This is a genomic window from Streptomyces cynarae, from assembly GCF_025642135.1.
Classification (GTDB): Bacteria; Actinomycetota; Actinomycetes; order Streptomycetales; family Streptomycetaceae; genus Streptomyces; species Streptomyces cynarae.
In genome coordinates this window covers 2,166,248-2,189,463 of the sequence record NZ_CP106793.1, presented here as the reverse complement: position 1 = coordinate 2,189,463, position 23,216 = coordinate 2,166,248, and the positions used below count along the sequence as shown (strand labels likewise).

The 23,216-nt window shown below is 73.5% G+C and carries 17 protein-coding genes, 3 pseudogenes and 1 riboswitch; of the genes and pseudogenes, 5 read left to right on the top strand and 15 right to left on the bottom strand.

The window, feature by feature from the left end; translation table 11 throughout:
• Nucleotides 1-18: 18 nt before the first annotated feature.
• The 6 genes and pseudogenes from cobC to cobM all read right to left on the bottom strand — a co-directional run bounded on the left by cobC (nucleotide 19) and on the right by cobM (nucleotide 6,343).
• Complete coding sequence (gene cobC / locus N8I84_RS10320; RefSeq protein WP_263234724.1) at nucleotides 19-1,092, bottom strand: Rv2231c family pyridoxal phosphate-dependent protein CobC; 1,074 nt, start codon at nucleotides 1,090-1,092, stop codon at nucleotides 19-21.
• A complete protein-coding gene (locus tag N8I84_RS10315; RefSeq protein ID WP_263229239.1) occupies nucleotides 1,082-2,017 on the bottom strand; it encodes a sirohydrochlorin chelatase in 936 nt (311 codons plus the stop codon). Before N8I84_RS10315 ends, cobC begins: the two co-directional genes overlap by 11 nt.
• Nucleotides 2,014-2,604 carry a precorrin-8X methylmutase gene (locus N8I84_RS10310; protein ID WP_263229238.1) on the bottom strand — a complete coding sequence of 197 codons (591 nt, stop codon included), beginning with the start codon at nucleotides 2,602-2,604 and terminating at the stop codon, nucleotides 2,014-2,016. Before N8I84_RS10310 ends, N8I84_RS10315 begins: the two co-directional genes overlap by 4 nt.
• Nucleotides 2,601-4,281: pseudogene (gene cobJ / locus N8I84_RS10305) on the bottom strand (precorrin-3B C(17)-methyltransferase). Before cobJ ends, N8I84_RS10310 begins: the two are co-directional and overlap by 4 nt.
• Nucleotides 4,278-5,528, bottom strand: a complete 1,251-nt coding sequence (cbiE, locus tag N8I84_RS10300) for a precorrin-6y C5,15-methyltransferase (decarboxylating) subunit CbiE (protein WP_263229237.1) — start codon at nucleotides 5,526-5,528, stop codon at nucleotides 4,278-4,280. Before cbiE ends, cobJ begins: the two are co-directional and overlap by 4 nt.
• The gene (gene cobM, locus N8I84_RS10295) at nucleotides 5,525-6,343 is read right to left on the bottom strand and encodes a precorrin-4 C(11)-methyltransferase (RefSeq protein ID WP_263229236.1); all 819 of its coding nucleotides are present in this window, start codon (nucleotides 6,341-6,343) and stop codon (nucleotides 5,525-5,527) included. Before cobM ends, cbiE begins: the two co-directional genes overlap by 4 nt.
• A 95-nt stretch (nucleotides 6,344-6,438) precedes the next feature.
• Between cobM and N8I84_RS10290 the strand changes: the two genes are divergently transcribed.
• Nucleotides 6,439-7,170: a ZIP family metal transporter gene (locus N8I84_RS10290; protein WP_263229235.1), complete on the top strand. Its 732-nt coding sequence runs from the start codon at nucleotides 6,439-6,441 to the stop codon at nucleotides 7,168-7,170.
• Between the two features lie 11 nt (nucleotides 7,171-7,181).
• Here N8I84_RS10290 and cobI read toward each other — a convergent pair whose 3' ends face one another.
• The 7 genes and pseudogenes from cobI to N8I84_RS10255 all read right to left on the bottom strand — a co-directional run bounded on the left by cobI (nucleotide 7,182) and on the right by N8I84_RS10255 (nucleotide 18,190).
• A complete protein-coding gene (cobI, locus tag N8I84_RS10285) occupies nucleotides 7,182-7,931 on the bottom strand; it encodes a precorrin-2 C(20)-methyltransferase (RefSeq protein ID WP_263229234.1) in 750 nt (249 codons plus the stop codon).
• Entirely contained in the window at nucleotides 7,928-9,472 is a 1,545-nt protein-coding gene (locus N8I84_RS10280) for a cobyrinate a,c-diamide synthase (RefSeq protein WP_263229233.1), read from the bottom strand. The genes cobI and N8I84_RS10280 overlap by 4 nt, the downstream gene beginning before the upstream one ends.
• The gene (gene cobO / locus N8I84_RS10275) at nucleotides 9,469-10,077 is read right to left on the bottom strand and encodes a cob(I)yrinic acid a,c-diamide adenosyltransferase (RefSeq protein WP_263229232.1); all 609 of its coding nucleotides are present in this window, start codon (nucleotides 10,075-10,077) and stop codon (nucleotides 9,469-9,471) included. Before cobO ends, N8I84_RS10280 begins: the two co-directional genes overlap by 4 nt.
• Nucleotides 10,077-12,082: pseudogene (locus N8I84_RS10270) on the bottom strand (putative cobaltochelatase). Before N8I84_RS10270 ends, cobO begins: the two are co-directional and overlap by 1 nt.
• The gene (cobN, locus tag N8I84_RS10265; protein WP_263229231.1) at nucleotides 12,079-15,732 is read right to left on the bottom strand and encodes a cobaltochelatase subunit CobN; all 3,654 of its coding nucleotides are present in this window, start codon (nucleotides 15,730-15,732) and stop codon (nucleotides 12,079-12,081) included. Before cobN ends, N8I84_RS10270 begins: the two are co-directional and overlap by 4 nt.
• Nucleotides 15,729-17,237 carry a cobyric acid synthase gene (locus N8I84_RS10260; RefSeq protein WP_263229230.1) on the bottom strand — a complete coding sequence of 503 codons (1,509 nt, stop codon included), beginning with the start codon at nucleotides 17,235-17,237 and terminating at the stop codon, nucleotides 15,729-15,731. Before N8I84_RS10260 ends, cobN begins: the two co-directional genes overlap by 4 nt.
• Entirely contained in the window at nucleotides 17,234-18,190 is a 957-nt protein-coding gene (locus N8I84_RS10255; RefSeq protein WP_263229229.1) for a cobalamin biosynthesis protein, read from the bottom strand. Before N8I84_RS10255 ends, N8I84_RS10260 begins: the two co-directional genes overlap by 4 nt.
• A gap of 100 nt (nucleotides 18,191-18,290) precedes the next feature.
• Nucleotides 18,291-18,431: riboswitch (cobalamin riboswitch) on the bottom strand.
• A gap of 94 nt (nucleotides 18,432-18,525) precedes the next feature.
• On the opposite strand from N8I84_RS10255, the gene N8I84_RS10250 reads away from it, so the two are divergent.
• Nucleotides 18,526-18,801: a DUF397 domain-containing protein gene (locus N8I84_RS10250; protein ID WP_263229228.1), complete on the top strand. Its 276-nt coding sequence runs from the start codon at nucleotides 18,526-18,528 to the stop codon at nucleotides 18,799-18,801.
• Complete coding sequence (locus N8I84_RS10245; protein WP_263229227.1) at nucleotides 18,702-19,010, top strand: hypothetical protein; 309 nt, start codon at nucleotides 18,702-18,704, stop codon at nucleotides 19,008-19,010. The genes N8I84_RS10250 and N8I84_RS10245 overlap by 100 nt, the downstream gene beginning before the upstream one ends.
• 93 nt (nucleotides 19,011-19,103) lie before the next feature.
• Here the strand turns inward: N8I84_RS10245 and N8I84_RS10240 are convergent, their stop codons facing one another.
• Nucleotides 19,104-19,319: a hypothetical protein gene (locus tag N8I84_RS10240; RefSeq protein ID WP_103844529.1), complete on the bottom strand. Its 216-nt coding sequence runs from the start codon at nucleotides 19,317-19,319 to the stop codon at nucleotides 19,104-19,106.
• 13 nt (nucleotides 19,320-19,332) lie between these two features.
• Complete coding sequence (locus N8I84_RS10235; protein ID WP_263229226.1) at nucleotides 19,333-20,625, bottom strand: inorganic phosphate transporter; 1,293 nt, start codon at nucleotides 20,623-20,625, stop codon at nucleotides 19,333-19,335.
• Between the two features lie 417 nt (nucleotides 20,626-21,042).
• Between N8I84_RS10235 and N8I84_RS10230 the strand changes: the two genes are divergently transcribed.
• Together N8I84_RS10230 and N8I84_RS10225 are read left to right on the top strand one after the other, a co-directional pair.
• Nucleotides 21,043-21,771 (top strand): class II aldolase/adducin family protein, encoded by a 729-nt coding sequence (locus N8I84_RS10230; RefSeq protein ID WP_263229225.1) that lies wholly within the window; start codon nucleotides 21,043-21,045, stop codon nucleotides 21,769-21,771.
• A 100-nt stretch (nucleotides 21,772-21,871) separates the two neighbouring features.
• Nucleotides 21,872-22,998, top strand: a pseudogene (locus N8I84_RS10225) (alpha/beta hydrolase).
• Nucleotides 22,999-23,216: the final 218 nt, after the last annotated feature.

Sequence of the window (23,216 nt, the reverse complement as noted above, 5' to 3'; positions counted from 1 at the left end):
TGGCGCCCGCCGCCCCGCTCAGCCCTGTGCCAGGGCCATCGCCCGGTCCAGCGCCTGCAGGAAGCGGTTGACCGTCACCCGGTCCCGTACCGCCAGCCGCAGCCACTCCTCGTCCAGCCCCGGGAACGTGTCCCCGCGGCGCACCGCGAAGCCGAGGTCCCGCAGATGCCGCCGCACGGCAGCCGCCCGCGCCATGCGGACCAGCACGAACGGCCCCTCCGCCGGCTCCGCCACATGCAGTCCGTCCGGCCCGAACTCCCGCAGCCCCGCCACCAGATGCGCCCGGTCCGCCGCCACCCGGTGCGCCGCGTGCGCCGCCTCCGCCAGGGCCCGCGGCGACATGCAGGCCTCAGTCGCCGCGAGCGCCGGTGTCGACACGGGCCACAGCGGCTGCGCCCGCTCCAGTTGCGCGATCGTCCCGGGGTCGGCCAGGAGGTAGCCGATGCGCAGCCCCGCCAGACCCCAGGTCTTGGTCAGGCTGCGCAGGACCACCAGGCCCGGCACGTCCGTCCGGCCCGCCAGCGCCTCCCGTTCCCCGGGTACCGCGTCCATGAACGCCTCGTCGACCACCAGCACCCGCCCCGGGCGGGCCAGTTCCTCGATCACCGACGCCGGGTGCAGGACGGACGTGGGGTTCGTGGGATTCCCGATCACCACCAGGTCCGCGCCCTGCGGCACCAGGGCCGGATCCAGCCGGAAACCGTCCGCCTGCCGCAGCAGCACCCGATCCACCACGTGCCCCGCGGCCCGCAACGCCGCCTCCGGCTCCGTGAACTGCGGGTGCACCACGACCGGCCGCCGCACCTTCAGGGCGCGGGCGAGCAGCACGAACGCCTCCGCCGCCCCCGCCGTCAGCAGCACCCGCTCGGCCGGCACCCCGTGCCGCTCCGCCACCGCCGCCCGCGCCGCCCGCCCGTCCGGGTAGGCCGCGAGGCCGCCCAGCGACTCGGCGACCACCTCCCGCAGCCACGCCGGAGGCGTGTCCGCACGCACGTTCACCGCGAGGTCGGTCAGGCCCGCCCCGCCGTCACGGACCTCGGCGTCCCCGTGGTGCCGCAGGTCGTGCTGTGCTCCGTCCCGTTCAGTGCGCATGGGAGTGCGCGTGCCCCCCGTGGTGGTGTCCATGACCGTGATGGTGATGCCCGTCGTCGTCCGGGTGGAAGTGCGGCTGCTGCGGCAGCCCCACCTTGTCCTCGAAGCCGGGCAGCGCGATCCGGTACACGCACGAGTCGCAGTTCATCCGCAGATCCCCCTTCAGCGCCTCCTGGTACCGCTCCATCACCAGGTCCAGCAGCTCCGGTTCCGGCCCGATGACGCCCGCCGACCGCACCTCGACCCGCGGATGCGTCGCCGCCCAGTCCTCCGCCTGCTGCCGCACCCGGTCCGGCAGGATGCCCGTGAACAGGAAGTACGGCAGGACGACGATCCGCTTCGCACCCAGCTTCGCGCACCGGTCGAGGCCGCTCGGCACGTCCGGCGCCGCCAGCGACACGAACGCCGTCTCCACGCCCGCGTACCCGCGCCCCTCCCACAGCAGCCGCGCCGCCTTGTACACCTCGGCGTTGGCGTCGGGGTCGGTGGAGCCACGGCCCACCAGCAGCACCGTCACCTCGGCGCGCTCCTCGGGCGTCCGCGCCGCCCCGGCGAGGGCCTCGTCCAGGCGCCGCTCCAGCACCGACAGCAGCGCCGGGTGCGGGCCGAGCGGACGACCGTAGGTGTACGAGATGCCCGGGTGCCGCTCCTTCTCCCGGGCCAGCGCCGCCGGGATGTCCCCCTTGGCGTGCCCGGCGGACACCAGCATCAGCGGCACGGCGGCGAACCGGCGCACCCCGCGCTCCACCAGCTCGGTCACCGCCTCGCCCAGCGGCGGCGGCGACAGCTCGATGAAGCCGCCCGCGACGGGCAGCTCGGGGTGGCGGCGCCCCAGCTCCCGTACGAAGTCGCGGAACGCCTCGGCTCCGGCCTCGTCCCGGGTGCCGTGGCCGGCGATGAGCAGGGCGGGCGGCGGGGTGGTCACGATGTCTCCTCGAACTTCGAAACGGGGTGGTACAGCAGGGCGTTGAGCGCGGCGGCGGCGACCGCCGAACCGCCCTTCTCGGACACGTTGCTCACGGCCGGCAGGCCGCTCTGGCGCAACGCGGCCTTGGACTCGGCCGCGCCGACGAAACCGACGGGCAGACCGATGACGAGCGCGGGGGAGGCGTCCAGCTTCAGCAGCTCCTCCAGGGCGGTCGGCGCGCAGCCGATCACCCACAGGGCGCCCGGGCCGACGTCCTCGTACGCCAGCCGGATCGCGTGCGCCGAACGGGTCATGCCCGGGCCCGACCTGGCGTCCTTGAGGCGGCAGACCGTCTCGCGGCGCGTGATCCCGGCCGCGACCATCTCCACGTCCACCACCACCGGCGCCCCGGCGTGCAGCGCCGTGTGCGCCTTCTCCAACTTGCTCTCGTCCATGACGAGGTCGGTGGCGTAGTCGAGGTCGGCGGCGGAGTGGATGACGCGCTCCACCACCGCCCGGGTCAGCGGCGGGAAGTGCGAGGTGTCGAGGCGGGCGCGCAGCCGCCGGAAGGACTCCTGCTCGATCGGGTGCACCAGACGGTTCACTTCGCCTCCTCCTGCCGGTCGTCCTGCCAGCGGTATCCGCGCGGCGTCACCATGCGGCCCGCGATCTCACGGGTCGCCGTGTTGCCCACGGTCACGACCGTCATCATGTCGACCGTCGCCGGGTCCAGTTCGGCCAGGGTCGTGAGGCGACTGGACTCGTCCGGCCGTGACGCGTTGCGCACGACACCGACCGGTGTCGTCGGCTCCCGGTGCCCGGCGAGGATCGCGAGGGCCTTCGGCAGCTGCCAGTCGCGGCCCCGGGAGCGGGGGTTGTAGAAGGTGACGACCAGGTCGGCCTCGGCCGCGGCCCGTACCCGCCGCTCGATGACCTCCCACGGCGTGTGCAGGTCGGAGAGGCTGATGGACACATGGTCGTGGCCGAGCGGCGCGCCCAGGATCGCCCCGGCCGCGAGCGCCGCCGTGACGCCGGGCACCCCGACCGCGTCGATGTCGTCGGACGCCTCGGCGAGCGCGGGGAGGCCATCGCGTACACCCCGGCGTCCCCGCTGCCGATCAGCGCGACGGCGTGCCCCTTGCGCGCCTCTGCGACCGCCGTGCGCGCCCGCTCCTCCTCGGCGCCGAGCCCCGACTCCAGGACCCGGGTGCCGGGCCGCAGCAGGTCACGGATCTGGTCGACGTACTGGTCGAGGCCGACGAGCACGGACGCGCGCCGCAGCTCCCGCTGCGCGCGCGGCGTGAGCAGGTCCCGGGCGCCCGGCCCCAGCCCGACGACCGCGAGCCGTCCGCGCCCCGGCCGGCGTCCGACCGCGCAGGTGGCCATGGCCGACTTCCGCTTGGGTACGAGGAGTTCGCCCCGTCCACCAGCGCGGCGGCCTCCGCGACGGACGGCGTTCCGACGGCGGCGAGCGGCGCCTCGGACGGGTTGGGCACGTCGACCCTCGCCAACTCCTCGGCGGCGTACGTCACGAGCGGAACGCCGAGCCGCCGCGCCGCCTCGACGATGCCGGGCTCCTCCGCCTTGGCGTCGACGGTGGCGAGCTCGGCGAGCGAGGCCACGGAGAGCCCCGCGTCCCGCAGGGCACCCTCGACGAGCCCCAGCACCTCCTCCACCGGGGCACCCCTGGAGGCGCCGACGCCCGCGACCAGGGTGGGCGGCCGCAGCACGACCTCCCGTTCGGCGGGTTGGACGGCCCGGTCGGTGACCCGGATCGTGTAGGCGCCCTCGGCGGCGACGGGCAGCGGCGGCAGCGGCCAGCTCACCTCCGCCTCCAGCGCCACCGGCTCCCCGTCGAGCAACGCCCGCGAGACGGCGGCGACATCGCCCTCCACCGGGAACCCGAGCGTGTCGAGCCCGGGCAGCCCCACGGCGTCCGTGGCGGTCGTGACGACCGGTTCCGCGCCCAGCACCCCGCCCACCACGCGGGCCAGCTCATTGGCGCCGCCCGCGTGCCCGCCCACCAGGGACACCGCGAACCGCCCGCCCTCGTCGACGCACACCACACCCGGGTCGGAAGCCTTCTCACCCAGCAGCGGCGCGATCAGCCGTACGACCGCCCCCGTCGCCAGGAAGCACACGAGCTGCTCGCACTCCGCGAAGGCGGCCCGTACGGCGTCCTTCACGGGCCCGTCGTACACCCGCGTACGGTCCGGCCACGCCGCGGCCAGCCGGTCCCGCGCAACCGCCCCCGCCGCGGTGGCGGAAATGAGGCCGATCACTGAGCTTCTCCTTCGTGCAGTGCCGGGGCCCGCGTGCCCCACAGCAGGAAAACAGGGTTGGTCGCCGCGAGCCGGGTCACATCACCCGGCAGCGGCGCGAGGCGCGACGCCTGCAGCAGGACGCCGTCGCAGGAGAACCCGGCGGCGACGAGCGCCTCGCGCGCCGCAGGTACGCGGTCCAGTGCCGCCATGGCGACCACCACCGCCCGCCGGGCGCGCCGCGCGCACGCACTGACGATGGCGGGGAGTTCGCGTCCGCCGCCGCCGACGAACACCGCGTCGGGGTCGTCGAGTCCGTCCAGCGCGTCCGGTGCGGTCCCGTGCACGACCCGCACGTCCACGCCGTGCGCGGACGCGTTGGCGCGGATCCTCTCGACCCCGTCGGGCGTCTTCTCGACGGCGGTGACGGCGGCGCCCAGCCGTGCGCACTCGACGGCGACCGAGCCGGAGCCCGCGCCGACGTCCCAGACCAGATCGCCGAGCCGCGGCCCGAGCCGGGCCAGGGCCAGGGCGCGCACCTCGAACTTGGTGATCATCGAGTCCCGGTGCGCGAAGGCGCTCTCGTCCAGGGCCCATGCGGAGGGACCCGAGGGCGCCCCCGCGACCGTTCGCACCGGCCCCAGCGCCCGCGCCTCGTCCAGGCACAGCACCACGCTCACCGCCGCCCCCCAGTCGCGTTCCGCCGCCTCGGCGGGCGTCACCCGCTCCACGCGCTCACGCTCCGGGTCGCCGAGCGCGGTCGCCACGACGAGGACCCGGCCGGCGCCACCGTCGCCAAGCGCCGCCCCCAGCTCGGCGGGACCGGCTCCGGGCCCGGTGAGCACGGCGACCTTGGGACGCGCCCGGCACACGTTCACCGCGGTGCGCATCTCGCGCCCGTGCGCGCTGACCACCACCGCGTCGTCCCAGGTCAGCCCGAGGCGCGCGAAGGCACCGGCCACCGACGACACGCCGGGCCGCACATCCAGCCGGTCCGGCCCGAACCGCTCGCCCAGCGCCCGCACGATGCCGAAGAACCCGGGATCACCGGAGGCGAGCACGACGACCCGCCGCTCGTTGTCACCCTTCTCCAGGGTCCGCTCGATGGCGTCCAGCGCGGGCGCCAGCGGCCCGAGCACGACCCGTTCGGCGCCCTCGGGCAGCCGGGCGGCGTCCAGATGCCGCCGCCCGCCCACGACGAGGTCCGCCGCCACGAGGACCTCCTCGGGAAGCGGCGCCCCCGTGCCCGTGCCGACGACCGTGATCACGTGCTCGCACCCCGTGTGCGCAGGGCCTTGCGGGCCTCGGGGTCGGCCTTGCGGTAGCCGTGGAAGTGACCGGGGTGGTAGAGGTGCGAGCGGGTGCCGTGCGCGTCGAGCGCCGGGCCGACCAGGAAGAGGGTGTGCTTCCAGAGCTTGTGCTCCTTGACCGTCTCCTCCAGCGTGCCGATCATGCACTTCACGACCAGCTCCTCCGGCCAGGTCGCCTGGTAGGCCACGACGACCGGGGTGCTCGTCGGGTAGCCGCCCTCCAGCAGCTCCCGCACCAGCTGCCCGCTGCGGGCCGCCGACAGGAAGATCGCCATGGTGGTGCCGTGCCGGGCGAACTCGCGCACCTCCTCGCCGGGCGGCATCGGCGTCTTGCCGCCGCCGAGCCGGGTGAGGACCACGGACTGCGCGACCTCGGGGATCGTCAGCTCCCGCTGGGCGAGCGCGGCGACGGCGGAGAAGGAGGAGACGCCGGGGACGACCTCGGTCGCGATGCCGATCTCCGCGCACCGGTCGAGCTGCTCCTGGGTGCCGCCCCACAGGGCCGGGTCGCCGGAGTGGATGCGGGCGACCTTCAGCCCCTCCGTGTGCGCCCGCCGGTAGACGGCGACGACGTCCTCCAGCGACATGGTCGCCGAGTCCAGGACCTCCGCGTCCGCACGCGCGTGCTCCAGGACCTCCGCCTGGACCAGGCTGGCCGCCCAGATCACGACGTCGGCCTCGGCGATGGCGCGCGCGGCACGGAACGTCAGCAGGTCGGCGGCGCCGGGGCCGGCACCGACGAAGGTCACCTTGCCGGTGGGGGCATCGGCCATGGGTTCAGGTCCTCTCGTACGGAATGTCACGATGTGTGCGGGCGGAATCGGGGCCGGATGTGCGCGACCGGGGCCTGATCGGATAGCAAGGGCACATGGCGGTCTTCGTCGCGCTCGGCGCGTTCCTGATGACGCTGGCCGGCGGCTGGACGGCACAGCACGTGACCGACCGTCGCCATCTGGTCCTGGGCCTGGCCGGCGGACTGATGCTCGGTGTGGTCGGCCTGGACCTGCTGCCGGAGGCACTGCACGCGGCGGGCACCGAGGTGTTCGGCGTTCCGGCGGCCCTGCTGCTGTTCGTGGGCGGCTTCCTGCTGGCCCACCTGGTGGAGCGGCTGCTCGCCGCCCGCCGGGCGGCGCACGGCGCAGGGGAGCACGATCACCATCGCGCGCCCGAAGTGGGCCTCACAGCGGCGGCCGCCATGGTGGGTCACAGCGCCATGGACGGCGTGGCGATCGGTGCGGCCTTCCAGGTGGGCGGCGGCATGGGTCTCGCGGTGGCGCTCGCCGTCATCGCCCACGACTTCGCGGACGGCTTCAACACGTTCACCCTCACCAGCCTGTACGGCAACGCGCGCCGCAAGGCGGTCGCGATGCTGTTCGCGGACGCGCTGGCGCCCGTGCTGGGCGCGGCCTCGACCGCGTTCCTCGCCATCCCGGAGTGGTTCCTCGGCGGCTACCTCGGTCTCTTCGGCGGTGTCCTGCTCTACCTCGCCGCGGCCGAGATCCTGCCGGAGGCCCACCACGAGCACCCCGCCCACACGACCCTGCTGTGCACGGTCGCGGGCACGGCGTTCATCTGGCTGGTGGTGGGCCTCGCGGGCTGATCCGCCGCCGGTCACAGCTTGCCGCCGCGGGTGCCGTCGCGCCGGGCGGGCGCGATGAGGGTGGAGAGGTAGGGCAGCGAACCGCCGTCGAGGTCGGCGGCCGGGCGGATGGACTCCTCCGGGAGCCCGAGCGCGGACCCCCACACGGCGTCCTCGATCCGCCCGGTCTCCCGCAGCGCCTCGGCGACCTCCCGCGCCTGCCGCCCGAACTTGTACGCGACGACGGTCCCGGGACCGGCGAGCGCTTCCTTGAGCACGGCGGAACCGGCCGTGACGGGCACGAGCGTGAGCGGCTCGGTGCCCTCGGTCAGCACGGCACCCGACCGCGCGGCCAGGTCCTGCATGGCGGTGATGCCGGGCACCGTCTCGACGACGGTCCCGGGCACGAGCTCCTGCACGGTCTGCGCGAGGTACGTGAACGTCGAGTACACGTTGGGGTCGCCGATGGTGGCGAACGCGACGGCCGCGTGCCGCTGAAGCAGCCGGGCGACACGCTCCCCGGCGGCGTCCCAGGCGGCCTCGCGCCGCGCCCGGTCGGTCCGCTCGTTCAGCGCGAAGACGACGCGGACGACCTTCTCCTCGGGCACGTAGTGCAGCACGGTCGCCTCGGCGCGCCCCCGCTCACCCACATCTGTTCCGTCAGACGCAGCCATCACGGGGACGACGACGACATCGGCGGCGCGCAGAGCGCCCACGCCCTTGACGGTCACCAGCTCGGGGTCGCCGGGGCCCACCCCGACTCCGATCAGCCTGCTGCTCATGACGTCCGGCACCTCTCCACGAACCGACGGGCCACACCGGGCGCGGCGGCCCAGTGCGTGTGCAGATAACTCGCGTGCACCCCTTGCTGCACGAAACCTTCCACGCGCGGCCGAGGAGCGCGCAGCCCCCAGGCGGGGGCGGCCCCCGCGCCGGGCTCGACGACGGTGCGGTGGAACTCGTGCCCCCGCATACGGGTCCCCGCCGCGGCGAGCACGCTGTCACCGACGGCCACGGCGTCGCGATAGCCGAGGGTCAGCCGCTCGGTCATCCGGGCGGCGGCGTCGAGCACACCGCACATGGGCTGCCCGTCCAACTCCCGGCACAGGTACAGCAGTCCGGCACACTCGGCGGCGACGGGCGCACCGCCGAGCGCCAGTTCGGCGACGGCTTTGCGCAACGGCTCGTTGGCGGACAGCTCGGCGGCGTACACCTCCGGAAAACCGCCGCCGATGACCAGGCCGCGGGTCCCTTCGGGCAGTTGCTCGTCGCGAAGGGGGTCGAAGGGGACGACCTCGGCGCCGGCGGCGGCGAGGAGTTCGGCGTGCTCGGCGTAGGAGAACGTGAAGGCCGCACCTCCGGCAACGGCGACCACCGGGGCCGGGGCGTTCGAGTCCAGTCCAGCGCCACTCAGCCCGTCCTGGGGGTACCCCCTGCTCGAAGAGCTCGGGGGAGTTTGAGGACGAGGCCGTTCAGGCCGATAAGGGGGGTCTGGGGGCGCAGCCCCCAGGGACGATGGGGGTCCCCCCTGCTCGAGCGAAGCCGAGAGCTTGGGGGAGGGAAGGGGTGGCCGGGGCGAAACACCGAGAACCTCAGCCGCATCCCACGCCGCACCCGGCAACGCACCCGCAGTCCGCGCCAGCGCCATCAGCGCATCCAAGTCGCACCCGTCGGAGACCTGCGCGGCCATCGCCGCAACCGCCGCCACGGCCTCTGCCCGCCGCTCGGCGACCGGTACCAGCCCAAGGTGCCGCGACGGCGTGTCGACCTGCGGAACTCGTCGCAGGACGCCCAGCACCGGCACCCCGGCCGACTCCAACGCCTCCCGCAGCAACGCCTCGTGCCGGTTGGACGCCACCTTGTTCAGGATCACGCCCCCGACCCGCACCTCCGGATCCCACGAGGCGAACCCGTGCACCAGAGCCGCCACCGACCGGGACTGCGACGACGCGTCCACGACCAGCACGACCGGCGCCCGCAGCAGCTTGGCGACATGGGCCGTGGAGGCCAGCTCACCTTCCCCCGCGGCCCCGTCGTACATCCCCATCACGCCCTCGACGACCGCGATGTCGCACCCGCGCGCACCGTGCGCGAACAGCGGACCGATCAACTCGGGTCCGCACAGGTACGCGTCGAGGTTCCGTCCCACCCGCCCGGTGGCGAGCGAGTGATAGCCCGGGTCGATGTAGTCCGGCCCGACCTTGTGCGGAGACACGGCAAGCCCCCGCGCGGCGAACGCGGCCATCAGCCCCGTGGCAACGGTGGTCTTGCCACTGCCGGACGACGGCGCGGCGATGACCAACCGTGGGACGGAACGTGTCACCACTCGATGCCCCTCTGGCCCTTCTGTCCCACGTCCATCGGGTGCTTGACCTTGGACATGTCGGTGACAAGGTCCGCGAAGTCGACCAGCTTCTCCGGCGCGTTCCGCCCGGTGATCACGACATGCTGGGTGCCGGGCCGGTTGCGGAGCACGTCGACGACCTCGTCGGTGTCGACCCAGCCCCAGTGCATCGGGTACGCGAACTCGTCGAGCACGTACAGCCTGTACGTCTCGGCGGCCAGGTCCCGCTTGACCTGCTCCCAGCCCTCCCGGGCCTTCTCCTCATTGGTCGAGTTGTCGCCCTGGATGTCCCGCTGGACCCAGGACCAGCCCTCGCCCATCTTGTGCCAGGCCACGGTCCCGCCCTGCCCGGACGCCCCCAGCACCTTGAGCGCGTTCTCCTCGCCGACCTTCCACTTCGCCGACTTGACGAACTGGAACACCCCGATCGGCCACCCCTGGTTCCAGGCCCGCAGCGCCAGCCCGAAGGCCGCGGTCGACTTGCCCTTGCCGACGCCCGTGTGCACGACGACGAGGGGACGGTTGCGACGCTGACGGGTCGTCAGTCCGTCGTCCGGTACGACACTCGGCTGTCCCTGCGGCATTACGCGGCCCTCCTCTGTCCGGCTCCCTGCACATCCCGCACCAACCCGGCGATGCTGTCCGCGCGCAGCTCGTCCAGCGTCACAGCGGTTCCGCCCAGCTCACCGGCGAGCTGCCCCGCCAGCCCGAGCCGCACCGGCCCCGACTCGCAGTCCACGACCACGGACGCGACCCCCTCGGCCGCGAACAGCCGGGCCGCCCGGCCGGCCAGCGCGACCGGCTCAGGGCCACCCGTGGCCCGCCCATCCGTCACCACGACCACGAGCGCCCGCCGCGCCGGGTCCCGCAGCCGCTCCACGCGCAGTACGTCGTGCGCCTTCAGCAGCCCGGCGGCCAGCGGCGTGCGGCCCCCGTGGGCAGCGACTCCAACCGGGCCGCCGCCGCGTCCACCGACGAGGTCGGCGGCAGCGCCACCTCGGCCGCCGAGCCCCGGAAGGTCACCAGCCCCACCTTGTCCCGCCGCTGGTAGGCGTCCAGGAGCAGTGACAGCACGGCGCCCTTCACCGCGCTCATCCGCTGCCGGGCCGCCATCGAGCCGGATGCGTCGACCACGAACAGCACGAGGTTGCCCTCGCGCCCCTCCCGCGCCGCCTGCCGCAGATCGTCCCGGCGCACCACGAGCCCGGGCCCCGACCGCCCGCGCGCCCGCTGATGAGGCGCCGCCGCCTGCACGGTCGCCGCCAGGTGCAGCTTGGTGAGCGCGCCCTGGGGCCGTCGGGCCCCGGTGGTCCGCCCGGCTTGCGTCCGCGCCCGCGAGCGCCGCCCGGCGGCGCCGTCACCGAGCCCGGGCACGGTGAGCACCTTCGTACGGAAGGGCTCGGAGGCGCGTGCAGGTGCCTGCTCGCCGGCTCCGGAGGCCTGCGACGGGCCGCCCTCGCCGGGCTCGGCCTGCGCCGGCGTGTCGCCGTCACCCGTGGGGCCGTCCTGCGGCGGCCGGCCGCCACCCCCGCCGGGCCCGTCCGGATCAGGATCGTCGTCCTCGCCGGACTCCCCGGAATCCCCGAACTGCTCCAGCGTCTCGTCAAGCTTGTCCTCGTCGAGCCCCGGCGCGTCGAAGGGGTTCCGCCGCCTGCGGTGCGGCAGCGCGAGCAGCGCGGCCTGCCGTACGTCCTCGGCGAGCACGTCGCCCCGCCCCGCCCAGGCGGCCAGCGCGGTCGCCGTACGCGCCATCACGATGTCGGCGCGCATACCGTCGACCTCGAACGCGGCACAGGTCGCCGCGATCTGCCGCAGCGCCCCGTCCCCGAGCCGTACGGACGGCAGCAGCTCGCGCGCGGCCACGATGCGGGCGCGTACGGCGGCCTCCTCCTCGGCCCAGCGTGCCGCGAAAGCGGCGGGGTCGTCGTCGTAGGCGAGCCGCCGCCGGACGACCTCCACGCGCTGGTCGGGTTCGCGGGAGGCGGTGACCTCGACGGTCAGCCCGAACCGGTCGAGCAACTGCGGCCGCAGCTCGCCCTCTTCGGGGTTCATGGTGCCGACGAGCAGGAAACGCGCGGCGTGCCGCACGGAGACGCCCTCGCGCTCGACGTACGAGGCGCCCATCGCGGCGGCGTCCAGGAGCAGGTCGACCAGGTGGTCGTGGAGGAGGTTGACCTCGTCCACGTACAGGATGCCGCGGTGCGCGTCGGCGAGCAGGCCCGGCTCGAAGGCCTTCACGCCCTCCGCCAGCGCCCGCTCGATGTCCAGGGCGCCCACCAGGCGGTCCTCGGAGGCCCCGACGGGCAGCTCGACCATGCGGGCCGGACGGGACACCCCCGCCCCTGCTTCGTGCGGCCCGTCCGGGCATGTCGGATCCGGTGCCGCCGGGTCGCACGAGAACCGGCACCCGGGGACGACCGCCACCTGAGGCAGCAGCGCGGACAGGGCGCGCACGGCCGTCGACTTGGCGGTGCCCTTCTCACCGCGCACCAGCACACCGCCGACCGCCGGCGAGACCGCGTTCAGCAGCAGCGCGAGCCGCAGGTCGTCCTGACCCACTACGGCCGTGAACGGAAACGGGGTACTCACTTCTCGTCGCCCTCCAGGTCGCCTTCCAGCTCCAGATAGGTGGCGCGCAGCCGCTCCAGCGTGTCCGCGTCCGGCTCGGCCCACAGGCCCCGGTCGGCGGCCTCCAGGAGTCGTTCCGTGATGCCGCGCAGCGCCCACGGGTTGGACTTCTTCATGAAGTCCCGGTTCTCGGCGTCGAAGACGTACTCCGCGCTGAGCTTCTCGTACATCCAGTCGTCGACGACCCCGGCCGTGGCGTCGTACCCGAACAGGTAGTCGACGGTCGCCGCCATCTCGAAGGCGCCCTTGTAGCCGTGGCGCCGCATGGCCGCCATCCAGCGGGGGTTGACCACGCGGGCGCGGAAGACGCGGTGGGTCTCCTCACCGAGGGTGCGGGTCTTGATCTGGTCGGGCACGGCCGAGTCGCCCACGTACGCCTCGGGACTCGCCCCCGTCAGGTGGCGCACCATGGCGACCATGCCGCCGTGGTACTGGAAGTAGTCGTCGGCGTCGACGAGGTCGTGCTCGCGGGTGTCGACGTTCTTCGCGGCGACGGCGATGCGCTTGAACGCCGTCTCCATGTGCCCGCGCGCCGCCCGCCCGTCGAGCCCGCGCCCGTACGCGTAGCCGCCCCACACCGCGTACACCTCGGCGAGGTCGGCGTCGGAGCGCCAGTTGCGGGCGTCGATCAGCGGCAGCAGACCGGCGCCGTACGCACCCGGCTTGGAGCCGAAGACACGGGCCGTGGCGCGCCGCCGGTCGCCGTGCTCGGCGGTGTCCTCGTCGGCGTGCGCCTTCACGAAGTTCTTCGCGGCGGGCTCGTCCAGCTCGGCCACCGCGCGCACCGCGTCGTCGATCAGACCGACGACGTGCGGGAACGCGTCCCGGAAGAACCCGGAGATGCGGACCGTTACGTCGATACGGGGGCGGCCCAGCTCCTCCAGCGGGATCACCTCGAACCCGGTCACGCGGCGCGAGGCGTCGTCCCAGACGGGTCGGCAGCCCAGCAGGGCCAGGATCTCGGCGATGTCGTCGCCCTGAGTGCGCATCGCGGACGTGCCCCAGACCGTCAGGCCGACGGACTTCGGGTACTCGCCGGTGTCCTGGAGGTAGCGGGCGACCAGGGAGTCGGCGAGTGACTGACCGACCTCCCAGCTCAGGCGGGACGGAATCGCCTTGGGGTCGACCGAGTAGAAGTTGCGGCCGGTCGGCAGGACGTTGACCAGGCCGCGGGTCGGGGAGCCGGACGGGCCCGCCGGGACGTAACCGCCGTCCAGCGCCTTGAGGATGTGTCCGATCTCGTCGGTGGTGCGGGCGAGGCGGGGCACGACCTCCGTGCACGCGAACTCCAGCACCGCGACGGCGTCGGGGTGTTCGGTGCCCAGTACCTCCCGTACCAGAGCACCGCTCTCGGAGGCCGCCCAGCCGCGCGCCTCCATCCCCTCCGCGATCCGCCGGCACAGCTGCTCCAGCAGGTCGATCGCGTCAGCCGCCGTACGGGACGGACCTTCCACCAGGTCCGTCAGCTCCACCGGCACCTTCACCGGAGCGCCGGGCTCCGCCAGCAGCTCCTTCTCCACCAGGCCGAAGTGCTCCGCCAGCGAGGCACGCAGACCGGGCAGCGCGTTCGCCTGCCCGCCCCACACCTGCGAGGCGCGCAGCACCGCGAGCACCAGGTTGACGCGCGGCTCGCCGACCGGGCCGCCGCCCAGGACGTGCAGGCCGTCGCGGATCTGCACGTCCTTGATCTCGCACAGATAGCCGTCGATGTGCATGACGAACTCGTCGAACTCGTCGTCGTCCGGCTGCTCGTCCACATGCAGGTCGTGGTGGAGCTCGGCCGCCTTGACCAGCGTCCAGATCTGGGCGCGTACGGTCGGCGCCTTGGTCGGGTCCAGGTCGGAGACCAGCGCGTACTCGTCGAGGAGCTGCTCCAGCTTGGCCAGGTCGCCGTAGGTGTCGGCTCGCGCCATCGGCGGTACGAGGTGGTCGACCACGGTGGCGTGGCCACGCCGCTTGGCCTGGGTGCCCTCGCCGGGGTCGTTGACGATGAAGGGGTAGATCAGGGGCAGGTCGCCGAGGACGGCGTCCGGCGCGCATCCCCTGCTGAGACCGAGGCCCTTGCCGGGCAGCCACTCCATCGTCCCGTGCTTGCCCATGTGGACGACGGCGTCGGCGCCGAAACTGTTCTCCAGCCAGCGGTAGGCCGCCATGTAGTGGTGCGACGGCGGCATGTCGGGGTCGTGGTAGATCGCGATCGGGTTCTCGCCGAAGCCGCGCGGCGGCTGGATCATGACCACGACGTTCCCGAACTGGAGCGAGGCGAGCACGATGTCGTCGCCGTCGACGTACAACGAGCCCGGCGGCTCACCCCACGCCTCGGTCATCGCGTCCCTCAGCTCCGGGTCGAGCTTCTCGAACCACGCCCGGTAGTCGGCCAGCGGCACGCGCGCGGGGGCGGCGGCCAGCTGCTCCTCGGTCAGCCACTCCACGTCGTGACCGCCGGCCTCGATGAGGCGGTGGATCAGCTCGTCACCGCCCGCCGGGTACTCGGTGAGGCCGTACCCCGCCTCCCGCAGCGCGTCCAGCACCCGTACCGCCGAAGCGGGCGTGTCCAGGCCGACCGCGTTGCCGACCCGTGAGTGCTTGGTCGGGTACGCGGTGAAGACGAGCGCGATCCTCTTCTCCGCGTTCGGCTTGTGCTTGAGCCGCGCGTGCCGTACGGCGATCCCGGCGACCCGCGCGGCCCGCTCCGGGTCGGCGACGTACACCGGGACGTCGTCCGGGCCCTGCTCCTTGAAGGAGAACGGGACCGTGATCAGCCGGCCGTCGAACTCCGGGATGGCGACCTGCATCGCCGCGTCCATGGGGGACAGGGCGGCGTCCGACGCCTCCCACGCGGCGCGCGAGGAGGTCAGGCACAGCCCTTGCAGCACCGGGACGTTCATCTCGGCCAGCGCGCCGATGTCCCAGGACTCCTCGTCACCGCCGGCCGAGGCCTGCGAGGCGTGCGTGCCGCCTGCTGCGAGGACCGTGGCCACCAGGGAATCGGCCTTGGAGAGGACCTCGTACAGCCCGGCGTCGGCGCCGCGCAGCGAACCGCAGTAAACGGGAAGGGCGTTGGCGCCGTGCGCCTCGATCGCGTCGCACAGGGTGTCCACGAAGGCGGTGTTGCCGCTGAGTTCGTGGGCCCGGTAGAAGAGCACGCCGACGGTCGGACGGTCCTCGCTGAACGGGCGCGCGCCGTGGACGCCGTACTCCGGCATCTTCCGCGGCTCGTCGAAGCCCTCGCCGGTCAGCAGCACCGTGTCGGACAGGAACCGGGCGAGTTCGGTGAGGTTGGCGGGGCCGCCCTCGACCAGGTACTTCAGCGCCTCCGCCACGACACCGGCCGGTACGGACGACTCGGCCATCAGCTCGGCGTCGGGGACGGTCTCCCCGCCGAGCAGCACGGTCGGGATGCCGGCCGCCTTCAGCCGGGCCAGTCCGTCCTCCCAGGCGCGCTTGCCGCCCAGCAGGCGTACGACGGCGATGTCCGCGCCCTCGATCAGCCCCGGAAGCTCATCGGCGACGTCCACCCGGGTCGGGTTGCCGATCCGGTAGGGCGCGCCGGAGGCACGGGCCGCCAGCAGATCGGTGTCGGCGGTCGACAACAACAACACTGTGCTCATGCGGGCGCTCCCGGGGGGATGAAAGGCAGTCCTTGCGGCGCGCCGGACTCGATGAGCCGCCACAGCGCGTCCGTGTCCGCGTGCTGTTCGATCAGGTCGCCGAGCCGGTCGAGCTGCTCCTCGCGCAGCGCGGCGAACGAGGTGTCGGGGGACGGCACGAAGCGGCGGCCCGCGGCGGCGGCCACCTCGCGCAGGAAGGCCCGCCGGAAGCCGTCCGACTCCAGGGACCCGTGCCAGTGGGTGCCCCAGGTCTGCCCGACCCGGCAGCCGTCCAGGAAGGGTGTGCCGCCGGTGACTTCGGCGACCCCGTGGTGGATCTCGTACCCTTCGACGGGCTCGCCGAGGGCTTCCCCCGCCGGCCGGGTGAGGGTCTTCTCGCGGGCGAACCGCACCCGCACGGGCAGCACTCCGAGCCCTTGGACACTGCCGACGCGCGACTCGACCTCGTCCTCGATGTGCTCGCCGAGGATCTGGAAGCCGCCGCAGACGCCGAGGATCGGCCGCCCTTCCGCGGCCCTTCGGACGAGGGCGTCCGCGAGGCCGCGCTCGCGCAGCCACTCCAGGGCGCGGACGGTTCCCCGGGTTCCCGGGATCACGACGAGGTCGGCGTCCGCCAGCTCCTCCGGCCGGTCCACGAACCGGACGACCACACCCGGCTCGGCGGCCAGCGCGTCCACGTCCGTGAAGTTGGACATGAGGGGGATCGCGCAGACGGCGACGCGCAGCACGTCCTCACCGACGGGGGCGGTCACCTCGGACTCGCGGACCGCGCCCCGCAGGGACACCCTGAGCCCGTCCTCCTCGTCGATCCCGAGCCCGTGCCGGAACGGCAGGACTCCGTAGGTGCGCCGCCCGGTGAGGTCCCGCAGCATGTCGAGGCCCGGTTCCAGCAGGCTGACGTCCCCGCGGAACTTGTTGACCAGGAATCCGGCGACGAGCTCCTGGTCCTGGGGCGAGAGCAGCGCCACCGTCCCGAAGAAGGACGCGAAGACACCGCCGCGGTCGATGTCGCCGACGACGAGCACGGGTAGCCGGGCGTTGCGGGCGATCCCCATGTTCACGATGTCGGTGCGCCGCAGGTTGATCTCCGCCGGGCTGCCGGCCCCCTCACAGATCACCGCGTCATACGTGCCCCGCAACTCGGCGAGGCAGTCCAGCACGGTGCCGAGGAGCCGCTGCTGCCGACCCCCGTGGTACCCGCGCGCGCTCAGTTCACCGACCGGCTTGCCCAGCAGCACGACCTGGCTGCTCTGCTCGCCGCCCGGCTTGAGCAGCACGGGGTTCATCAGCGCGGTCGGCTCGATACGGCACGCCTGGGCCTGCATGGCCTGCGCCCGCCCGATCTCGGCGCCCTCGCGGGTGACGAAGGAGTTCAGGGACATGTTCTGCGCCTTGAACGGCGCGACCTCGACCCCCTGCCGTACGAGCCAGCGGCAGATACCGGCGGTGACGACGCTCTTGCCGGCGTCGGAGGTGGTACCGGCGACGAGGAGTCCGCCGCTCATGACGTCCGTCCCTTCGCGAGAAGCCTTCGGGCCGCCAGGCGCCCGGCGACCGTGATGCCGAGCGCGAGCCCGCTCACGCGCCGGGAGAGCCGTACGGCCCGCTCGATGTCGTCCGTACGGACGGCGCGCCCGGCCGCGTTGAGCACGGGCCGGTGCTCCACGCGCCCCCCGTACGACAGCGTTCCGCCCAGCCGCACACCCAGGGCGCCCGCGAACGACGCCTCCACGGGCCCGGCGTTGGGGCTCGGGTGCTTCGCGGCGTCGGCGCGCCAGGCGCGTACCGCGCCCCGCGGATCGGGGCCCGCCGCTGCCGCGAGAACGGCGGTGAGCCGTGCTCCCGGCCATCCCGCGACGTCGTCGAGGCGCGCCGAGGCCCATCCGTAGCGCCGGTAGCGGGGCGACTTGTGCCCGACCATGGCGTCGAGCGTGTTGACGGCGCGGAAACCCACGAGACCGGGCACCCCGGCGACGGCTCCCCAGGCGAGCGCGCCCACCACGGCGTCGGAGGTGTTCTCGGCGACGGACTCGACGACCGCCCGGGCGATCCCGTCCGCGTCCAGCGCCTGCGGGTCCCGCCCGCACAGATGCGGCAGCCGGGCGCGTGCGGCCTCGACGTCCCCCGCCTCCAGGGCGCGCCCGATGGCGCCTGCCTCCCGGGCGAGCGACGTGCCCCCGACCACGGCCCAGGTGGCGGCAGCAGTCAGGGCCGTGGCGGCGGTACGGGAGGGACGTACGGCGGATGCGGCGAGCGCCGCCGCTGTCACGGCACCCCCGGCGCAGACGGCGGTGTGCAGTGCGCCCCACCCGCGGTGGTCCCGCCACAGCACCCGTTCCACGGCCGCCGCGGCCCGCCCGAACGCGGCGACCGGATGCCCGCGGCGTGGATCGCCCAGCAGGAGGTCGCCGAGGAGGCCGGCGGCGGCGCCGTACGCGAAGACGCGATCGGCACCCATCGGCTCAGCCGACCGTGCGGTCGGACAGTGCTCGGTGACAGAACCTCAATCGGCAGCCGCGCATGGCGATATGTCCTCACTCAGGGTGTCCACGCCCTGGTTCGACGAGACCGGCGGCGAGAGTTCCTGGCTCCCGGGGAGTTCTTCCCCGGTGACAGTGGCGGGACCGCGCCGGACTCGCACCGGCTTCCTCTCCTGCCGCCGTACTGGCTCCGGCAGTCCACCACGCACCCAGAACAGCCGTCAACTTGCTCTTGACCTGCGACGCTGTGGTGTGCTGAGTCCCACACCACTGAAATCGCGTCAGTTGCCCGAATCGCGCCTTTGGTTGTGAAGTGACGGTCCCAGTAGGTGGTCCAGGGGCGTGCGTTCCGGCGCGTGACTCGAAACGGCGCACCGGTCCGGTGCTCGTCTTTCGCCGTACGGCGGGGTGTGCTTTGCTGGCCGGACTCGAGAAACCCGGCAGTGGACGGCGTCCGAGCGAACCGTCCAGAGGACGGGAGGGACCCACATGGGGGACAGGGCCAAGGAATTCTCGGCAGGCGCGGGAGGTCCCCACGCGCCGCACCCCTCGCTGGCGGCAGCGGCTCCGCTGGCACTCTTCTCCCTGACGACGGGGATGTTCGCAGTCGGCATCGGTGCGCTGGCGGCGCTGCTGGTGCCCGGGACCCCGGCGCGGGCCCTCGTGTGGCTGGTGGTCACCATCGCGGCCGCCGCCTGCGCGGGCCTGTGGTGGGGCCTCACCCCGGTCGCGGAGCGTCTCCGTGTCCTGGGCCGGGCGACGGCGGCCGTCCGGCAACGCGACTCGCGGACCCCTTGACCTCGGTAACGCGAGAAACCCCCGCAGCGACACCGCTGCGGGGGTGACGCGCAGCGACAGCGCTGCGTGTGCGATTCCGAAGTGCTCCGGCCGTCAGGCGACGATCAGATGGATACCGTACGCGACCGCAGCCGCGCAGGCCGCGAAGCAGGCGTAGGCGCCGGTCGCCGCCAGGGCGGCCGCGCCGCCCCGGGCCGAGTCCTTCTTGGTGAGGCCCACGACGCCCAGGGTGAACAGGGCCACCAGGGCCACGGTGACCCCGAGGCTGACGCCGAAGACGGAGCCGAGGGCTGCCCAGTCGATCTTCATGAGTGGTGATTCCTTAAACCGTGGCGGCGGGGGCCGGCTCCGCGGAGGGGCCGTCAGGGGCCGGGATCGTGGCCTGCAGGTCGGTGGTGGCGTCCGTGTCCGCCGGGGCGGTGCCGGGCGCCGCGCTGTCGGCCGCGGCGACGGGGCCCGCCGGGGGCGGGATGACCGCCGCGATCGCCGCGGTGACGACGCCCGCGGGCTCCGTCTCGATGTCGTTGACGTTGTCCACCGTGACCGGCTTGCGGCGCGACAGGGTCCAGATGACCCCGGCGCCGGCGACCAGCAGCACGCCGGTGGCGACCGTGCCCCAGGTGCCCTGCTTGGTGAGGAGTTCGGCGCCCGCGCCGACCAGGCCGGCCGCCGGGAGCGTCAGAACCCACGCGGTCAGCATCCGGGTCGCGGTGGACCAGCGGACCACGCCGCCCTTGCGGCCGAGGCCCGCGCCCATGACGGCGCCGGAGCAGACCTGGGTGGTGGAGAGGGAGAAGCCGAGGTGCGAGGAGGCGAGGATCGCGGTCGCCGCGCTGGTCTGTGCGGCGAAGCCCTGCTGCGGCGCCAGGTCCGTCAGGCCCTTGCCGAGGGTGCGGATGATGCGCCAGCCGCCCAGGTAGGTGCCGAGCGCGATGGCCAGACCGGCCGAGACGATGACCCAGGTGGGAGGGTTCGAGCCGGGGGCGATGACACCGCCGGTGACCAGGGCCAGCGTGATGATGCCCATCGTCTTCTGCGCGTCGTTCGTGCCGTGGGCCAGGGAGACCAGGCCCGCCGAGGCGATCGAGCCGGCCCGGTAGCCCTTCGCGGTCGCCTTCTCGTCGGCGCGGCTGCCGATCACGTACGACAGGCGGGTGGCGAGCATCGAGGCGAGGCCCGCCACGAGCGGCGCGGCCACCGCGGGGATCAGGACCTTGGTGACGATCGTCGAGCCGTTCACCGCGGACCAGCCGGCCGAGGTGACGGCGGCACCGATCAGACCGCCGAAGAGGGCGTGGGAGGAACTGGACGGCAGACCCAGGAGCCAGGTCAGCAGGTTCCACAGGATGGCGCCCACCAGGGCGGCGAAGATCACTTCGACGCGTATGCCCTGTTCGTTGATGATGCCGCCGGAGATCGTCTTGGCGACCTCGACAGAGAGGAAGGCGCCGAGGAGGTTCAGCGCGGCGGACATCGCCACCGCCGTCTTGGGCCTCAGGGCGCCAGTCGAGATGGTCGTCGCCATCGCGTTGGCTGTGTCGTGGAAACCGTTCGTGAAATCGAACACGAGAGCGGTGACGATCACGATTCCGAGGAGGAGCGTGATGTGTTCCATTTACCCAGGCTTCTGTGGGGAAGGTCAGTGGCTGTTGGACCGTAGGCAACCTGGGTGAACGGAAGATGAACTGAGACGGGCCGCAGGGTGTACCGATCGGCGTATCGGCGTTCCGTTTGTGGTCGGCCGACGGGGGTCGCACCTCGAACGAAGCCGCAATTCAGGCTTCCGGAAGCTCTGGTACGTGTCCGGGGGACGTCTCGGGGAGTTGCGCCGGGCTCTTCGCCGGCTCGTCGTGAACCGCTTCAGCCGGTCCCGGGACCGGCTGAAGAGATTTCGGTCACCCTCCAGCCTCTCGCTGGTGTAACCGCCTCCTGGGGGAGGTGTGTCCATATATGTACACTTCCGGGCCCGTGGCTTCCGGCCTGCTGTGCGCCGGGCCACCCCCGCGCGGACCCCGCCTGGCAGGATCGCGGCATGGCCGATCAGCGACATGACGCAGGGGACGCCCGGGAGGCCGTACGGCACGGGCGGGGGGCGGCCGCGGCGGGGGAGGTGGCGCGGGCCTGGGACCAGCTCGTCGCGACGGCCCGCCGCACGGTCGCCGACGGACTGGTCGTCGGTACCTCCGGCAACGTCTCCGTACGCGTCGGCGACACCGTGCTGGTCACCCCCACCGGAGTGCCGTACGAGCGGCTGACGCCGGGCGACGTGGTCGGGGTCGACCTGGACGGACACCAAGTGCTCGGCACGCTGCGCCCGACCAGCGAGCTGCCCATGCACCTGGCCGTCTACCGCACGACGGACGCCCGGGCCGTCGTGCACACCCACGCCCCCGACGCCACGGCCGTCTCCACGCTCGTACAGGAGCTGCCGCTGATCCACTACATGGCCGCCGCGCTGGGAGGTGCGGTCCGGGTCGCGCCCTACGCGACCTACGGCACCCCCGAGTTGGCCGAGAACATGCTCCGCGCCCTGACCGACCGCAGCGCCTGCCTGCTGCAGAACCACGGCACGGTCGCCCACGGTGCCTCGCTGGACCAGGCCTACGACCGCACGGCCCAGCTGGAGTGGATGTGCCGCGTGTGGCTGACGGCGTCGTCCGTGCCGGGCCTCACCCCGCACCTGCTCAGCCGGGAACAGGTGGCGGAGGTAGGGGAGCGGTTGCGGGGGTACGGGCAGCATCAGGGGTCGACGAACCCCTAGTGGACCGGCCGGCCGGGGCCGCCTTGCGGGGCGCCCCGTGGGTCACACCGCGCCCTTCTCCCCACTGGCCGGGGGCGGGCTCCACCGGGAGACTGGATGGATGCGCACTGTGAAAGCGGCGGCCGCAGCCGTCACCGTAGCCATCGCCGCGGGCGCCGCCGGCGTCGCCGCGGGCCGCTTCGCCAGCGACGCCGCGTTGAAGGCGCCGCCGGGGCGTCCGCTGCCCACGGAACCCCGCCTCACCGTGCACTCCCTGGCGGCCGGCCGGATCGCCCTCACCCGTGACCTGGCCTCCCAGCGTCCCGGCACCTACGGGCTGACCGGTAACGGCTCGCACGCGGTCGTCGGCCCGGTCCTGGACTCCGCCCCGCACACCGTCGACACGGTCGTACGCCGTCTGGAACGCGTCACGCACGGCACGCTCGAGCCCGGTGACAAGGTCTGGCTCACCCCCGCCCTGTACACCGGCGATCCCCGCACCGCCCTCGGCCTCGACCACACCGACGTGGAGGTGCCCGGCGAACTCGGGACCCTGCCCGCCTGGTTCCTGCCGGGCGCCCGTGACACCTGGGTGATCACCGTGCACGGGCTGGGCACCACCCGCGAACACCCCATGAACGTCATGGGATTCCTGCAGCGCCACCACTTCCCGGTCCTCGACATCGCCTACCGCGGCGACCCCGGGGCGCCCCGCTCCCCGGACGGCCTGAACCACCTCGGCGAGACCGAGTGGCGCGACGTGGACGCCGCGATCCGCCACGCGGTGCGGTCCGGGGCCGAACGGGTCGTGCTGCACGGCTGGTCCACCGGCGCCGCCATGGCGCTGCACGCCGCAGCCCACTCGGCGGTGCGCGAGCGGGTCTCCGGGCTCGTCCTGGACTCACCCGTCCTCAGCTGGGAGGCCACGCTGCGCGCCCTGGCCGCCGCCCGCCGCACCCCGGAGCCCTGCTGCCGCTGGCCGTCCGCGCCGCGCAGGGCCGCACCGGTGTGCACGGCGACCGCACCCAGAAGGCTGCGGACCCGCAGCACCTCAACGTGCCGGTGCTGATCTTCCACGGGCCCGACGACACGATCGCCCCCTGGGGGCTTTCACGCCGTCTCGCCGAACGGCGCGCGAACCTGGTCACCCTGCACACGGTGGAGAACGCCCCGCACGGCGCCATGTGGAACGCCGACCCCGAGGCCTACGAGGAGGCCATGCGGCGCTTCCTCACGCCGCTGATGTGACGGTTCCGGAGCAACGGCCCGCGCCGGCGGGCACACGCTGCGGCGCCTCTTCGCACCCGCTTCCGCTTGGCCCACCCGACCAGCGCTGTCCCCCTTCCCAGGCCCTCTGAGGCCCCTCTCGCCGACTACCGTCGGCGTCCCTCGAGGCATTCCGTTTGGGTTTTCGGACCGTCAACCGGAAGACTGCACCTGTGACGTCCCGTACTCCGCGCGACTCC